At 65.3% G+C, this 14,170-nt stretch carries 14 protein-coding genes; 3 read left to right on the forward strand and 11 right to left on the reverse strand.

Translation table 11 applies throughout. The annotated features are described in order from the left end of the window. Positions 1 to 71: 71 nt before the first annotated feature. The 8 genes from rseP to rpsB form a co-directional block, all read right to left on the reverse strand. Positions 72 to 1,421, reverse strand: a complete 1,350-nt coding sequence (gene rseP / locus HSX14_RS23190) for an RIP metalloprotease RseP (protein ID WP_173171736.1) — start codon at positions 1,419 to 1,421, stop codon at positions 72 to 74. A gap of 15 nt (positions 1,422 to 1,436) precedes the next feature. Beyond that, a complete protein-coding gene (gene ispC / locus HSX14_RS23195; RefSeq protein WP_173171734.1) occupies positions 1,437 to 2,627 on the reverse strand; it encodes a 1-deoxy-D-xylulose-5-phosphate reductoisomerase in 1,191 nt (396 codons plus the stop codon). Further along, complete coding sequence (locus HSX14_RS23200) at positions 2,624 to 3,439, reverse strand: phosphatidate cytidylyltransferase (RefSeq protein WP_173171732.1); 816 nt, start codon at positions 3,437 to 3,439, stop codon at positions 2,624 to 2,626. The genes ispC and HSX14_RS23200 overlap by 4 nt, the downstream gene beginning before the upstream one ends. Before the next feature lie 2 nt (positions 3,440 to 3,441). Beyond that, positions 3,442 to 4,188 (reverse strand): polyprenyl diphosphate synthase, encoded by a 747-nt coding sequence (uppS, locus tag HSX14_RS23205; RefSeq protein WP_111261668.1) that lies wholly within the window; start codon positions 4,186 to 4,188, stop codon positions 3,442 to 3,444. A gap of 12 nt (positions 4,189 to 4,200) precedes the next feature. Further along, positions 4,201 to 4,758, reverse strand: a complete 558-nt coding sequence (gene frr / locus HSX14_RS23210; RefSeq protein ID WP_111261669.1) for a ribosome recycling factor — start codon at positions 4,756 to 4,758, stop codon at positions 4,201 to 4,203. Then, positions 4,755 to 5,498 carry a UMP kinase gene (gene pyrH / locus HSX14_RS23215; RefSeq protein WP_111261670.1) on the reverse strand — a complete coding sequence of 248 codons (744 nt, stop codon included), beginning with the start codon at positions 5,496 to 5,498 and terminating at the stop codon, positions 4,755 to 4,757. The genes frr and pyrH overlap by 4 nt, the downstream gene beginning before the upstream one ends. 201 nt (positions 5,499 to 5,699) lie before the next feature. Then, positions 5,700 to 6,569, reverse strand: coding sequence for a translation elongation factor Ts (gene tsf / locus HSX14_RS23220; protein WP_173171730.1), 870 nt, complete (start codon positions 6,567 to 6,569; stop codon positions 5,700 to 5,702). Between the two features lie 126 nt (positions 6,570 to 6,695). Beyond that, positions 6,696 to 7,439, reverse strand: coding sequence for a 30S ribosomal protein S2 (gene rpsB, locus HSX14_RS23225; RefSeq protein ID WP_111261672.1), 744 nt, complete (start codon positions 7,437 to 7,439; stop codon positions 6,696 to 6,698). 268 nt (positions 7,440 to 7,707) lie between these two features. Here rpsB and map point away from each other — a divergent pair, with 268 nt between their 5' ends. From map to dapC, 3 genes are read left to right on the forward strand one after another with little or no spacing between them, the layout of a single operon-like run. After that, a complete protein-coding gene (map, locus tag HSX14_RS23230; protein WP_111261673.1) occupies positions 7,708 to 8,490 on the forward strand; it encodes a type I methionyl aminopeptidase in 783 nt (260 codons plus the stop codon). Between the two features lie 38 nt (positions 8,491 to 8,528). Then, complete coding sequence (locus HSX14_RS23235; RefSeq protein ID WP_173171728.1) at positions 8,529 to 11,231, forward strand: [protein-PII] uridylyltransferase; 2,703 nt, start codon at positions 8,529 to 8,531, stop codon at positions 11,229 to 11,231. Positions 11,232 to 11,271: 40 nt separating this feature from the next. Continuing rightward, on the forward strand, positions 11,272 to 12,465 hold the full coding sequence (gene dapC / locus HSX14_RS23240; protein ID WP_173171726.1) for a succinyldiaminopimelate transaminase: 1,194 nt from the start codon (positions 11,272 to 11,274) through the stop codon (positions 12,463 to 12,465). A 320-nt stretch (positions 12,466 to 12,785) separates the two neighbouring features. Here dapC and HSX14_RS23245 read toward each other — a convergent pair whose 3' ends face one another. The 3 genes from HSX14_RS23245 to HSX14_RS23255 are packed head-to-tail and all read right to left on the reverse strand — an operon-like array spanning position 12,786 to position 14,106. Beyond that, positions 12,786 to 13,298, reverse strand: coding sequence for a lysis system i-spanin subunit Rz (locus tag HSX14_RS23245; protein ID WP_173171724.1), 513 nt, complete (start codon positions 13,296 to 13,298; stop codon positions 12,786 to 12,788). After that, positions 13,295 to 13,771, reverse strand: coding sequence for a hypothetical protein (locus HSX14_RS23250; protein WP_173180447.1), 477 nt, complete (start codon positions 13,769 to 13,771; stop codon positions 13,295 to 13,297). Before HSX14_RS23250 ends, HSX14_RS23245 begins: the two co-directional genes overlap by 4 nt. A 41-nt stretch (positions 13,772 to 13,812) precedes the next feature. Continuing rightward, the gene (locus HSX14_RS23255) at positions 13,813 to 14,106 is read right to left on the reverse strand and encodes a hypothetical protein (protein ID WP_173180446.1); all 294 of its coding nucleotides are present in this window, start codon (positions 14,104 to 14,106) and stop codon (positions 13,813 to 13,815) included. Between the last annotated feature and the right edge of the window lie 64 nt (positions 14,107 to 14,170).

The raw sequence follows: 14,170 nt of genomic DNA on the forward strand, positions 1-14,170 counted from the left end.
GTCCTTTTTTATTCCAACTGATAATAAGGAATCTGCCGCGAAGGGCGGCAGATCCGGAATTCAGCGACGCGTTACAGACGGCCCAGATCGTTCACCAGGGCCAATAGCATGACCCCGACGACAAGACTGATGCCGATCTGTACCCCCCAAGCTTGCACCCGCTCTGACAGTGGTCGTCCACGCGCCCATTCGATCAGGTAGAACAGCAGGTGCCCCCCGTCCAGGACGGGAATTGGCAACAGATTGAGAACCCCCAGGCTTATGCTCAGGTAGGCCAGGAAATTCAGGAAATCCCCCACGCCGGACTGGGCTGAAGCGCCCGCCACTTTAGCAATGGTTATCGGCCCGCTCAAGTTTTTTACCGAGAGCTCGCCGAGCAACATTTTCTTTAGGGAATCCAGAGTTAGCAGGCTCATGGACCAGGTCCGCGCCGCTGCCTCGCCGACCGCATCGAGCGGGCCGAAGCTCACCTCGCGCAGCATCTCGGCCGGCCACTCACCCGCCTTTACGCCGGCGCCGAGGAAGCCGCTGCGGGCGTCACCCTCGCCGCGCGCCCCCAGGGTGACGGGCATTTCGGCGACCTGCCCGTCACGCTCGTAGCTCACCGTGATGCGCTGGCCCGGGCGGCTGCGGACGAAATCCACCAACTGCTGCCAGTCATCCATCGCCTGCCCATCGAGGGCCCGGATGCGATCGCCCGGGCGCAGCCCAGCGGCCTGGGCCGGACCTTCCGGCACCTCGTCCAGCAGCGGCGGCATGGCTGGACGCCACGGCCGGATGCCCAGCGAACCGATGGGATCTGGTTCGTCAGCGCCTTTCAGCCAGTCGTTGAGCTGCAGGCGCAGCGGGGTCTCGGCAGTCGAGCCCTGGCTGCGCACCACCAGGTTGAGGTCGCCGCTCTCGCCGAGACGACGCACCAACTGCAGGTTGACGCCGCCCCAGCCGGTGACGGCCTTGCCATCGACGGAAAGGATTTCCTGCCCGACCTGCAGGCCGGCCTGCGCGGCGATGCTGTCGGCGGCAACGGAGCCCACTACCGGACGCACCTGCTGCGTGCCCAGCATGGCCAGGATCCAGAAGAACAGCAGCGCGAGGAGGAAGTTGGCGATGGGCCCGGCGGCGACGATGGCGATGCGCTGCCCCACGGGCTTGCGATTGAACGAACGGTCGAGCTCCGCAGCGGGCACTTCAGCCTCGCGCTCGTCGAGCATCTTCACGTAGCCACCCAGGGGGATGGCGGCGATCACGAACTCGGTGCCATGGCGGTCATGCCAGCGGACCAGCGGGGTGCCGAAACCGACGGAGAACCGCAGCACCTTGACGCCGCAGCGACGAGCGACCCAGAAGTGGCCGAACTCGTGGAAGGTGACCAGCACCCCCAATGCCACCAGGGTACCCAAGACCATGTATAGCGCGCTCATCGAGAACCTCCGGGCTCAACGCCCGTGACGGGCCAACCAATCCTGCGCCGCAGCGCGTGCACGGGCGTCCGCGAGCAGCACGGCGTCCAGCGTTTCGACCGCCAGCACCGATTCGCGGTTCAGCACCTCGTCGATGATACTCGCGATCTCCGTGAAGCGAATGCGCCGCTCGAGGAAGGCCGCGACAGCCACCTCGTTGGCGGCATTGAGCATCGCCGGGGCACTGCCACCCGCCTCCGCCGCCTGTCGCGCCAGGCGCAGGCAGGGGAACCGCGTCTCGTCAGGCTCATGGAAATCCAGCCGACCGATACGGAAAAGGTCCAGCGCAGAGACACCCGAATCGATGCGCTCCGGCCAGGCCAGGGCGTGGGCGATGGGCGTGCGCATGTCGGGGTTGCCCAATTGGGCGAGCACCGAGCCATCGACATAATCGACCAGAGAGTGAATGACGCTCTGGGGGTGGATCACCACCTCGACCTGGGACGGGCTCGCATCGAACAGCCAGCAGGCTTCGATCAGCTCGAGCCCCTTGTTCATCATGCTCGCCGAATCCACGGAGATCTTCCGCCCCATGGACCAGTTGGGATGGGCGCAGGCCTGTTCGGGGCTCACCTCATGCAGCACATCCAGCGAGGTTTCGCGGAACGGGCCGCCGGATGCGGTGAGGAGGATGCGCCGCACGCCGACCTGCGCGAGGCCACGGGAATAGTCCCCCGGCAGGCACTGGAAGATCGCGTTGTGCTCGCTGTCGATGGGTAGCAGCACCGCACCACTGTGCCGCACCGCCTGGATGAACAGCGCCCCGGACATCACCAGGGCTTCCTTGTTGGCCAGCAGCACGCGCTTTCCGGCCTCGACGGCAGCCAGGGTCGGCTTGAGGCCGGCCGCGCCGACGATGGCGGCCATGACCGCATCGACCTCGGGATGAGACGCGACCTCACAAAGCCCGCCCTCCCCCACCAACACCTCCGTGGTCAGGCCGGCACCCTGGAGCCCGGCCTGCAGGTGGCGGGCGGACTCCTGGTCAGGCACCACGGCATAGCGCGGACGGTGCCGCAGGCACAGGGCCTGCAATTCGGACAGGCGGGAGAAACCGCTCAGGGCGAAAGCCTCATAGCGCAGAGGATGGCGCGCGATGACATCCAGGGTGCTGAGGCCGATGGAACCGGTGGCTCCCAGCACGGTGATGCGTTGCGGACGGCTCACAGACTGCCCCAGCCGGCGACCCACAGCAGCGCGGCGAACATCGGGATGGCGGCGGTGAGGCTGTCGATACGGTCGAGCACGCCACCATGGCCAGGCAGCAGGTTGCTGCTGTCCTTGATGCCGGACTGGCGCTTGAACATGCTTTCGGTGAGGTCGCCCACCACCGAGATCAGCACCACCAGCGCAGCGCCGAGCAACCCGGCGAGCAGCACGCCGCCGTCCCAGCCGCGGAAGATGCCCACGCCCAGGGTGATCAGCAGGCTTGTGCACAGGCCGCCAATGAGGCCTTCCCAGCTCTTGCCGGGGCTGACCGCAGGGGCCAGCTTGCGCTTGCCGAAGGCCTTGCCGGAAAAATAGGCGCCGATATCAGCGGCCCAGACCAGCACCATCACGGCGAGGATCAGCCAGTTCGCCAGCGGCCACTGCTTGAACAGCACCAGCCCCTGCCAGGCCGGCAGGAGGATCAGCAGGCCGATCGCCAGCTTGCCGGCGGAGCCACCCCAATAGCGGCTGGAGCCCGGATAGCCGAGCACCAGCAAGGTCGCGGCCAGCCACCAGAGGATGCCGACGGCCAGGACCCAGGGCGCCAGGGCCGGCACCTGGTAGAGACCGAACAGCAGGGCCGCGACCAGCGCGGCGTAGCCGACACGGGCCGACTGGGCGTCGAAGCCGGCGAGGCGCGCCCATTCCCAGCCTCCGAGGCTGACCACCAGGCCGATGAACAGCGCGAAAGCGCCGCCGTCGAGCAGGAAGAAACCTCCCAGCGCGATGGGCAGGAGCACCAGCGCGGTGATGATTCGTTGTTTGAGCATCGTTAACGGGCCTCGGCTTCTATCTGTTCGCTGGTCTTGCCGAAGCGGCGCTGGCGCGTGGCGTAGTCGCCCAGGGCCTTGCGCATGGCTTCGTGCTTGAAGTCGGGCCAGAACAGATCGGAGAAATACAGCTCGGCATAGGCCAGCTGCCAGAGCAGGAAGTTACTGATGCGATGCTCGCCCCCGGTGCGGATGCACAGATCGGGCAGCGGCAGGTCGCCAGTGGCCAGGCAGTTCTGCAGCAGCCCGGGCGTGATCTCGTCCACCTGCAGGTGCCCGGCCTGGACTTCACGGGCCAGGCGCTGGGCGGCCTGGGTGATGTCCCATTGGCCACCGTAGTTGGCGGCGATCTGCAGGGTGAAGCGGTGCTCGCCAGCGGTCAGTAACTCGGCTTCGCGCATGGCGGCCTGCAACTCGGGATGGAACCGCGAACGGTCACCGATGATGCGCAGGCGGATCTGGTTGTCGTTCAGGCGCCGCGCCTCCCGGCGCAGGGCCGAGAGGAACAGCTCCATCAGCGCGCCGACCTCCTCGGCCGGACGCTGCCAGTTCTCACTGGAGAAAGCGAAGAGCGTGAGCACCTCGACACCCGCCTCGGCGCACACCTCGATCACCGCACGGACGGCATCGACACCGGCCTTGTGACCGGCGACGCCCGGCAGCAGGCGCTTCTTGGCCCAGCGATTGTTGCCATCCATGATGATCGCCACATGACGCGGGATCGCTGGAGAAACGCCTTTCTTGTCCATATGGGGGTGCCGTCAGACAGCCATCAGGTCGTTTTCTTTGGCTTCCAGGCCCTTGTCGACCTCAGCGACGAACTTGTCGGTCAGCTTCTGCACATCATCGGCAGCGCGACGCTCGTCGTCCTCGCTGATTTCCTTTTCCTTCACCAGGTCCTTCAGCTGCGCCAGGGCATCGCGGCGGATGTTGCGCACGGCGATACGGGCGTTCTCGGCTTCAGCGCGGGCCTGCTTGGTGTAGCCCTTGCGGGTTTCCTCGGTCAGGGCCGGCATCGGGACGCGGATGGTGGTACCGGCGGTGGCCGGGTTGAGGCCGAGGTCGGAGGTCATGATGGCCTTCTCGACCGCCTGGATCATGCTCTTGTCGAACACGGTCAGGGCCAGGGTGCGGGAGTCCTCGGCGGTCACGTTGGCCACCTGGCGCAGCGGGGTATCGACGCCGTAGTAGGACACCATCACGCTGTCCAGGATGCTCGGATGTGCACGGCCGGTACGGATCTTGGCGAAGGCATGGCCCAGGGACTCCAGGGTCTTGGTCATGCGCTCCTGCGCGTCCTTCTTGATCTCGTTGATCATTGCTCGCCCTCCTCGATCAGGGTTCCTTCGGCGCCACCCACAACGATGTTCAGCAGGGCACCGGGTTTGTTCATGTTGAAGACCCGCAGCGGCATCTTCTGGTCACGGCACAGGCAAATCGCCGTCAAGTCCATCACGCCCAGCTTGCGATCCAGCACCTCGTCATAGGTGAGGTGCTCGAACTTCTCGGCGTTCGGGTCCTTGAAGGGGTCGGCAGTGTACACGCCATCCACCTTGGTGGCTTTCAATACCACGTCGGCGTCGATCTCGATCGCACGCAGGCAGGCGGCCGAGTCGGTGGTGAAGAACGGGTTGCCGGTACCGGCGGAGAAGATCACCACTTCGCCGCTCTTGAGGTGGCGCATGGCCTTGCGGCGGTCGTAGTGGTCGGTCACGCCGACCATGGAAATGGCCGACATCACCAGCGCGGGGATATTGGAACGCTCAAGCGCGTCGCGCATGGCCAGGCCGTTCATCACGGTGGCCAGCATGCCCATGTGGTCGCCGGTGACCCGATCCATGCCGGCCGCGCTGAGGGCCGCGCCACGGAACAGGTTGCCGCCGCCGATGACCAGGCCGACCTGGACGCCGATGCCGACCAGTTGACCGATTTCCAGAGCCATGCGGTCCAGGACCTTCGGGTCGATCCCGAACTCCTCGGACCCCATCAGGGCTTCGCCGCTGAGTTTGAGCAGAATGCGTTTATAGCGAGGTTGGCGACCACTCACCTGCTGAGCCATTACGAGTTCTCCTGCGGCGCATTGAATTCATGGAGCACGGGGCTCCGCTGTCCTGGAGCGTAGCTTCGACTACGCACGCGGCACTTGGTGCCCGCCTGGCGGACATGGCCACGGAAACCGCCCCGAAAGGGTTCCCCAGTTTGACGAAGAGGCCGCGCGCGTTAGCGGGCAGCCTCTTGCGGGGCGACAGCCTAGGCCGTCTTACTGCTTGGTTGCAGCGACTTGTGCAGCAACTTCGGCAGCGAAGTCCACTTCGACCTTCTCGATGCCTTCGCCTACTTCGTAGCGAACGAAGGAAACGATTTCGGCACCGGCTTTCTTGGCCAGGTCACCGACCTTGACTTCCGGATCCTTGACGAACGGCTGCTCGACCAGGCTGGCTTCGGCGAGGAACTTGGCGATACGGCCCTTGACCATGTTCTCGACGATGTTTTCCGGCTTGCCGGCGATCTTGTCGGCGTTCAGGGCCAGGAAGATTTCCTTTTCCTTGGCAACGGCTTCTTCGGAGACCTGGGAAGCGTTGAGGAACTGCGGGTTGCTGGCAGCCACGTGCATGGCGATGTCACGAGCCAGCTCGACGCTGCCGCCTTTCAGGCTGACCAGGACGCCAATGCGGTGGCCGTGCAGGTAGGCACCCACGACATCACCCTCGACGCGGGTCAGGCGACGGATGTTGACGTTTTCGCCAGTCTTGGAAACCAGGGCCAGGCGAGCTTCTTCGCGGGAGGCAACCAGCGGAGCGGCGTCGGTCAGCTTCTCTTCGAAAGCCTGCTCGATGGTGGCGGCGACGAAGTTCTTGAAGTCGTCCTGCAGAGCCAGGAAGTCGGTCTGGGAGTTGACTTCGATGATCACGGCGGCCTTGTTGTCGGCAGCGACCTTGACGGCGATGGCGCCTTCGGCGGCGATGTTGCCGGACTTCTTGGCGGCCTTGATGGCACCAGCGGCGCGCATGTCGTCGATGGCCTTCTCGATGTCGCCATCGGCGGCGGTCAGGGCCTTCTTGCAATCCATCATGCCCAGGCCGGTACGCTCGCGCAGTTCTTTAACCAGGGCTGCAGTAATCTCTGCCATGTTCGCAATCCTCTTGAATAGGTTTTCAACCATTCAGCCCGGCATTCCGGGCAGACAATATCGGAGGTGGCAAAAAGGGGGCCTAGCCCCCTTCTTGCGCACCGGGTAACGCTAAGCGCGCCGGCCTCAGCCTTCGGCAGCCTCGGAAGCGGCAGCTTCTTCGACGAACTCGTCAGCACCGCCGTTGGCGTTCTGACGGCCACGCAGCACGGCGTCGGCCATGGCACCCAGGTACAGCTGAACGGCGCGAATGGCGTCGTCGTTACCCGGGATGATGTAGTCAACGCCTTCCGGGCTGCTGTTGGTATCGACAACGCCGATGACCGGGATGCCCAGCTTGTTGGCTTCGGTGATAGCGATGCGCTCGTGGTCGACGTCGATCACGAACAAAGCGTCCGGCAGGCCGCCCATGTCCTTGATGCCACCCAGGCTGCGTTCCAGTTTTTCCAGATCGCGGGTGCGCATCAGCGCTTCTTTCTTGGTCAGCTTGGTGAAAGTGCCGTCCTGAGCCTGGGTTTCCAGGTCGCGCAGGCGCTTGATCGACTGACGGATGGTCTTGTAGTTGGTCAGCATGCCGCCGAGCCAGCGGTGATCGACGTACGGGGAGCCGCAACGAGCAGCTTCTTCGCGGACGATCTTGCCAGCGGAACGCTTGGTGCCGACGAACAGAACCTTGTTCTTGCCTGCAGCCAGTTTTTCAACGAAGGACAGGGCCTCGTTGAACATCGGCAGGGTTTTTTCCAGGTTGATGATGTGGATCTTGTTACGCGCGCCGAAAATGAACTTGCCCATTTTCGGGTTCCAGTAACGGGTCTGGTGGCCGAAGTGCACACCGGCCTTCAGCATATCGCGCATGTTGACTTGGGACATGATAGTTCCTTGATAAGTCGGGTTAGGCCTCCACGCATCCCAATCTCCAACCCTTGCGGGCACCCAGGAAATCGTGTCGATACGTGTGTGGGTTTGAGCCTTGCGGGCAGAGTGCCCGTAAAGCGGCGCGTTTTATAGCACAAAAAACTACTCGAAGCTATAAGCTCAAAACCCGAAGCGGGACTCGCCGAGCGCTCTTGCGGCTTCAAGCTTCGGGCTTCCAGCTGTTAAGATTGCGCTCTTTATATAGAAACGCTCGAGAACCGCCATGACCGTGACCATCAAGACGCCCGCAGAAATCGAAAAGATGCGCGTGGCAGGCCGCCTGGCCGCCGAAGTCCTGGAGATGATCGGCGAGCACGTCAAACCCGGTGTCACCACCGAAGAGCTCGACCGTATCTGCCACGACTACATCGTCAACGTGCAGAAGGCGATTCCCGCCCCGCTCAACTACAAGGGCTTCCCCAAGTCCATCTGCACCTCGATCAACCACGTGGTCTGCCACGGCATCCCCAACGAGAAGCCGCTGAAGGATGGCGACACGCTGAACATCGACGTGACCGTCATCAAGGACGGCTACCACGGCGACACCAGCCGCATGTTCCATGTCGGCAAGGTACCGGTCTGGGCCGAGCGCCTGTCCCAGGTGACCCAGGAGTGCATGTACAAGGCCATCCAGCTGGTCAGGCCGGGCTGCCGCCTGGGCGATATCGGCGAAGTGATCCAGAAGCACGCCGAGAAGAACGGCTTCTCGGTGGTCCGCGAATTCTGCGGCCACGGCATCGGTGCGGTGTTCCATGAAGAGCCGCAGATCCTCCACTACGGTCGCGCCGGCACCGGGATGGAACTCAAGGCCGGGATGACCTTCACCATCGAGCCGATGATCAACCAGGGCCGTGCCGAGACCAAGGTACTGGGCGACGGCTGGACCGCCATCACCAAGGACCGCAAGCTCTCCGCGCAGTGGGAACACACGCTGATGGTGACCGAGACCGGCTACGAGATCTTCACCCTGCGCAGCGACGACACCATTCCCCGGGTTTCCGCCTGAGTCCCGACAACGCCCCACAGATATAAGGAAGGCGACCGATGCCGCAGGTGGATCCCGAACTGTTCGACCGCGGCCAGTTCCAGGCCGAACTGGCGCTGAAATCCAGCCCCATCGCCGCCTTCAAGAAAGCCATCCGCCAGGCCAAGGAAGTCCTCGACACCCGCTTCGCCAATGGCCGCGACATCCGCCGCCTGGTCGAGGACCGCGCCTGGTTCGTCGACCAGATCCTGCGCGCCGCCTGGGAGCGCTTCGACTGGAGCGAGGACGCCGACATCGCCCTGCTGGCGGTAGGCGGCTACGGCCGTGGCGAGTTGCACCCCTACTCGGACATCGATCTGCTGATCCTCCTGGACAGCGCCGACCACGAGACCTTCCGTGAATCCATCGAAGGCTTCCTCACCCTGCTCTGGGACATCGGCCTGGAAGTCGGGCAGAGCGTGCGCTCGGTGGACGAATGCGCCGAGGAGGCCCGCGCCGACCTGACGGTGGTCACCAACCTGATGGAAAGCCGCACCATCGCCGGCCCGGAAAGCCTGCGCAGGCGCATGCAGGACGTCACCAGCCCCGAGCGCATGTGGCCGAGCAAGGACTTCTTCCTCGCCAAGCGCCAGGAGCGCAAGGCCCGCCACGCCAAGTACAACGACACCGAATACAACCTGGAACCCAACGTGAAGGGTTCCCCCGGCGGCCTGCGCGACATCCAGACCATCCTCTGGGTCGCCCGCCGGCAGTTCGGCAGCCTCAACCTGCACGCCCTGGTCAAGGAAGGCTTCCTCGTGGAGAGCGAATGCAGCGTGCTCGCCTCCAGCCAGGAGTTCCTCTGGAAGGTGCGCTACGCCCTGCACATGCTCGCCGGCCGCGCCGAGGACCGCCTGCTGTTCGACCACCAGCGCAAGCTGGCCGGCCTGCTGGGCTTCCAGGGCGACGACGCCAAGCAGGCCATCGAGCACTTCATGCAGAAGTACTACCGCGTGGTGATGGGCGTCGCCGAGCTCAGCGACCTGATCAACCAGCACTTCGAGGAAGTCATCCTGCGCAGCGCCGGCTCCTCGCCCGCGCAACCGCTGAACAGCCGCTTCCAGCTGCGCGACGGCTACATCGAAGTCACCCATCCCAACGTCTTCAAGCGCACCCCCTTCGCCCTGCTGGAGATCTTCGTGCTGATGGCCCAGCACCCGGATATCAAGGGCGTGCGCGCCGACACCATCCGCCTGCTGCGCGACAGCCGCCATCTCATCGACGACGACTTCCGCAGCGACATCCGCAACACCAGCCTGTTCATCGAGCTGTTCAAGTCGTCCCAGGGCATCCACCGCAACCTGCGGCGGATGAACCGCTACGGCATCCTCGGCCGCTACCTGCCGGAGTTCGGCCACATCATCGGGCAGATGCAGCACGACCTGTTCCACATCTATACCGTCGACGCCCACACGCTCAACCTGATCAAGCACCTGCGCAAGCTGAAGTGGCCGGAGCTGGCGGAGAAGTTCCCGCTCGCCAGCAAGGTCATCGACAAGCTGCCCAAGCCCGAGCTGATCTACATCGCCGGCCTCTACCACGACATCGGCAAGGGCCGCGGCGGCGACCATTCCGAGCTCGGCGCCGTCGACGCCGAAGCCTTCTGCGCCCGCCACCAGCTGCCGGCCTGGGACTCGCGCCTGGTCACCTGGCTGGTGCAGAACCACCTGGTGATGTCCACCACCGCCCAGCGCAAGGACCTCTCCGACCCGCAGGTGATCTTCGACTTCGCCCAGCTGGTGGGCGACCAGACCCACCTCGACTACCTCTACGTGCTCACCGTGGCCGACATCAACGCCACCAACCCGAGCCTGTGGAACTCCTGGCGCGCCAGCCTGCTGCGCCAGCTCTACACCGAGACCAAGCGCGCCCTGCGCCGCGGCCTGGAGAACCCGCTGGACCGCGAAGAGCAGATCCGCCAGACCCAGACCGCCGCCATCGACATACTCGTGCGCAACGGCATCGACCAGGACGACGCCGAGCAGCTCTGGTCCCAGCTCGGCGACGACTACTTCCTGCGCCATACCGCCAACGACGTCGCCTGGCACACCGAGGCCATCCTCCAGCACCCGGCCGGCAACGACCCGCTGGTGCTGATCAAGGAAACCGCCCAGCGCGAGTTCGAGGGCGCCACCCAGATCTTCATCTACGCCCCCGACCAGCACGACTTCTTCGCCGTGACGGTGGCCGCGATGAGCCAGCTCAACCTCAACATCCACGACGCGCGGATCATCACCTCCACCAGCCAGTTCACCCTCGACACCTACATCGTGCTCGACACCGCCGGCGGCTCCATCGGCGACAACCCGGCCCGGGTGAAGGAAATCCGCGAGGGCCTGATCGAAGCGCTGAAGAACCCCGACGAGTACCCGGCCATCATCCAGCGCCGCGTGCCGCGCCAGCTCAAGCACTTCGCCTTCCCGCCCCAGGTGACCATCTCCAACGATGCCCAGCGCCCGGTCACCGTGCTCGAAGTGATCGCACCCGACCGCCCCGGCCTGCTGGCGCGCATCGGGCGCATCTTCCTCGACTTCGACCTGTCGCTGCAGAACGCCAAGATCGCCACCCTCGGCGAGCGGGTGGAAGACGTGTTCTTCGTCACCGACGCCGACAACCAGCCCCTGGCCGACCCCGAACTCTGCCAGCGCCTGCAGGCGGCCATCGTCTCGCAGCTGTCCGAAGCCAACGCCCAGGGCGTTGACCCCACCCGAATCAGTATCTGAGCGCGCCCGTGCAGCCGCTCGCAGTAGCCAGGAACGACGCATGAACGACGCTCTGAACCACCTGCAGCCCTACCCCTTCGAGAAGCTCCGCGCCCTGCTCGGCGGCGTGCAACCGGCCGACAAGAAGGCCATCGCCCTGTCCATCGGCGAACCCAAGCACCGCTCGCCGGACTTCGTCGCCAAGGCCCTGGCCGACAGCCTCGACCAGATGGCCGTGTACCCCACCACCCTGGGCATCCCCGCCCTGCGCGAAGCCATCGCCGCCTGGTGCGAGCGGCGCTTCAAGGTGCCCGCCGGCTGGCTCGACGCCGCCCGCCACGTGCTGCCGGTCAACGGCACCCGCGAGGCGCTGTTCGCCTTCACCCAGACCGTGGTCAACCGCGCCGACCAGGGCCTGGTCGTCAGCCCGAACCCCTTCTACCAGATCTACGAAGGCGCGGCCCTGCTGGCCGGCGCCGAGCCGCACTACCTGCCGTGCCTCGCCGAGAACGGCTTCAACCCCGACTTCGACGCCGTACCGGCCGAGGTCTGGCAGCGCTGCCAGATCCTCTTCCTCTGCTCCCCGGGCAACCCCACCGGCGCCCTGGTCCCGGTCGAACAACTGAAGAAACTGATCGCCCTGGCCGACGAGCATGACTTCGTCATCGCCGCCGACGAGTGCTACAGCGAGCTGTACTTCGACGAAGCCAACCCGCCGGCCGGCCTGCTCACCGCCTGCGCCGAACTGGGCCGCAGCGACTTCGCCCGCTGCGTGGTGTTCCACAGCCTGTCCAAGCGCTCCAACCTGCCGGGCCTGCGCTCCGGCTTCGTCGCCGGTGACGCCGCCATCCTCAAGGCCTTCCTGCTGTACCGCACCTACCACGGCTGCGCCATGCCCGTGCAGACCCAGCTGGCCAGCATCGCCGCCTGGAACGACGAAGCCCACGTGCGCGCCAACCGTGACCTGTACCGCGAGAAATACGACGCCGTGCTCGACATCCTCGGCGGCGTGCTCGACGTGCAACGCCCGGACGGCGGCTTCTACCTGTGGGCCAAGACCCCGGTGGACGACCAGACCTTCACCCGCGACCTCTTCGCCCGCGAGCACGTCACCGTGGTGCCGGGCTCCTACCTCTCCCGCGAAGTGGACGGCTTCAACCCGGGCGCAGGCCGCGTGCGCATGGCCCTGGTCGCACCGCTCGCCGAGTGCATCGAAGCCGCCGAGCGCATCCGCGACTTCGTCCGCAGCCTCTGACCCCACGGCCCGCCAGGCGGGCCCTTCGACCCTGACGACACGGGGCGCCGCGCCGGCGCCCCATCGGGCAATCCCGCGTGGCATAATCGCCGACCGACGTCGCGCGGCCCCTGGCTGCGCGGCCCTTGCCTCACGTGAATCCGAGCTGCCCCATGACCATCACCCTCTACGGCATCAAGGCCTGGGATACCGTAGCGAATCAGTAATTCTCCTTTCAGATCAAAGTCTTGCAGCTGAAAACGACGCCTCGCAACGGGGCGTTTTGCATGACTTCCCACCTCAATAAAATCAGATACTTAGGGATGTGTTTTGGGGAAGATTTACGGCGATTTCGTCGTGACTTCTCGGACCCACGCCTGCAGACTCTTGAGCCTCACGGCGCAGCGGTCTGCATCTCCGGCGAGGGCGGCAAGATCTGCTGCAGTCGCTGGGTGAAGCTCGGCGTACTGGGCTCCATCATCCACGCCGGAGGCACCGGTGGCGGCGGGCACGCCACCGCAACTGGCCGGACCTCGGACCTTGACGAGCAGCCGCTGGCGATCAGCAGCGAGATCAGCGCGCAGCCGATCAGTGTTTTCCTGGGCATGTGCCAGCTCCTGGTAGTGCTGTTGCTCGGTGAGTTCAAGGCGGCGCTGCAGGTCCGCCTGCTGTTCCTGGTGGACCTGCAGCTGCTTGGCCGTGGCGCGGTCGATCTCGGCCAGGGTGTCGGCGTGCACCTGGTTGGCCATGGCCAGCCGGGCCTCCCAGCGCCAGCCGTTGACCAGCGCGCCGGCGGCAGCAGACAGCGCGGCAGCTATAACCAGCACCAGCAGGCGAACCTGCAGGGCGGTCACTGCACCGCCTCCACGGCCTGCTGGTAGAGCGCGGGCCAGGTATCAGGGTGCGGCTTCCCGGGTCGCCAGGTGCGCAGGTACATCTCCCAGGCCGCCCGCGGCGCCCCGATCTCCGGCAAGGCCATGGGGTCAGTGATGAGCAGCAGGCGCGCCAGGCAGCAGGCCAGGATGTCGTCGGTCTCGATAGCGGCGTAGATGGCGTCATCGGTCGGGGGAACGCCCCGGGCCTCTAGCACCTTCGCGGCGGTGCGCATGGTGGCCACGTGGCGCGGTACGCCGTGGACCATGCCGCCGCCCTTCTCCCCCTGCCAGAAGCTCCGCGCAGGCCCGTTGATCTGCCGGCGGTGGAGGAAGCGGCTCTCCTGCAGCCCGATGGCCAGCAGCATCACCTCGGCCTTTTTCCCTGCCATACGGTCAGGCAGCAGCAAAAACGCCGGGGCAATGATTTCCCGGCGGACCTGTTGTAGATCCATGGTGATCTCCAGAAAGAAGAAGCCCCGCTCGGTAGCGGGGCTCAGTCGGCTTCGGTGGTTGGCCACTTCATCGGCGGCAGCATGGCCAGCAGCTCCGCCTCAGTGGGGATGGGCGCCGCGCCGGCGCGCACACGGGCGATGAGGTCGTAGCCCAGCTGCCAGCATGCATCACGCCACACGACACCAGCCTGGCCTTCGGCCTGGAACCTGGGGACAGTGCTGGTGGCGTAGGTGCAGAGGCTGAGGATGGAGTCGTAGCCACGCGTGCGGGTCTCTGCATCCATGTGGGCTTGGACTACTGCCGTGAGCAGGGACTGGATCTGTTCCAGACTCAAGGCTGGCCTCAACCTGACGTTAATCTCTTCTTCAGTCAGGCGGATATAGCCAGAAGGGATTTCC

The organism is Pseudomonas tohonis, assembly GCF_012767755.2.
Taxonomy (GTDB): domain Bacteria; phylum Pseudomonadota; class Gammaproteobacteria; order Pseudomonadales; family Pseudomonadaceae; genus Metapseudomonas; species Metapseudomonas tohonis.